This is a genomic window from Streptococcus sp. NLN76 (assembly GCF_015686645.1).
Classification (GTDB): Bacteria; Bacillota; Bacilli; order Lactobacillales; family Streptococcaceae; genus Streptococcus.
On record NZ_JADPMS010000097.1, the window covers coordinates 1 to 1132 of the forward strand.

Annotated in this window: 1 protein-coding gene; it reads left to right on the forward strand. The window is 39.0% G+C overall.

Annotated features, from left to right (window positions below; genetic code table 11):
* Positions 1-1132: MucBP domain-containing protein (locus I1A59_RS09430; RefSeq protein ID WP_196092488.1), on the forward strand; the 1132-nt coding region annotated here is incomplete at both ends.

Sequence of the window (1132 nt, forward strand, 5' to 3'; positions counted from 1 at the left end):
ACAGAAACAGAACTTCAAAATCCAACAGTTGTTAAGCCAGAAGACAGCCCAATTGGTGAAGCTTATCAAGGTACGAAACCAGCAGAGATTGTTAAAGATGGTAAGACCTATGTTCTTTCCACAACACAACCAGTTCGTGACAATCAAGGAGATGCTCCAGAAACTGGTGAAGTTAAAGAAGGTAAACAAACCATTGTTTATCAATATGTCTTGAAAGAAGAGCCTAAGGGTAATGTCATTGTCCACTATAAAGATACGGATGGCAACACGATTAAAGAAGATGTAGAAGATACTCCATCTTCAGATGTTGATACTCCGTATGATACAAAAGACAATAAACCAGAAGTTATCGAAACACCGGAAGGCAAGAAATACAAACTTGTTCCAGAACGTACAGAAGGTAATGAAGAAGGTAAAGTTGTCGAAGGAACAACAGAAGTAACTTATGTATACCAACAAGTCGGTGGCGAAGTAAACGCTCGTTACGTGATTGAAGGGACAGAAACAGAACTTCAAAATCCAACAGTTGTTAAGCCAGAAGACAGCCCAATTGGTGAAGCTTATCAAGGTACGAAACCAGCAGAGATTGTTAAAGATGGTAAGACCTATGTTCTTTCCACAACAAAACCAGTTCGTTCAAATGAAGGAGATGCTCCAGAAACTGGTGAAGTTAAAGAAGGTAAACAAACCATTGTTTATCAATATGTCTTGAAAGAAGAACCTAAGGGTAATGTCATTGTCCACTATAAAGATACGGATGGCAACACGATTAAAGAAGATGTAGAAGATACTCCATCTTCAGATGTTGATACTCCGTATGATACAAAAGACAATAAACCAGAAGTTATCGAAACACCGGAAGGCAAGAAATACAAACTTGTTCCAGAACGTACAGAAGGTAATGAAGAAGGTAAAGTTGTCGAAGGGACAACAGAAGTTACTTATGTTTACCAACAAGTCGGTGGCGAAGTTAACGCTCGCTACGTGATTGAAGGTACAGAAGAAGAACTTAAAGATCCAACAGTGGTTAAACCAGAAGACAGCCCAATTGGTGAAGCTTACCAAGGTACGAAACCAGCTGAAATTGAAAAAGACGGCAAAACATACGTTCTTTCAACAACAAAACCAGTTC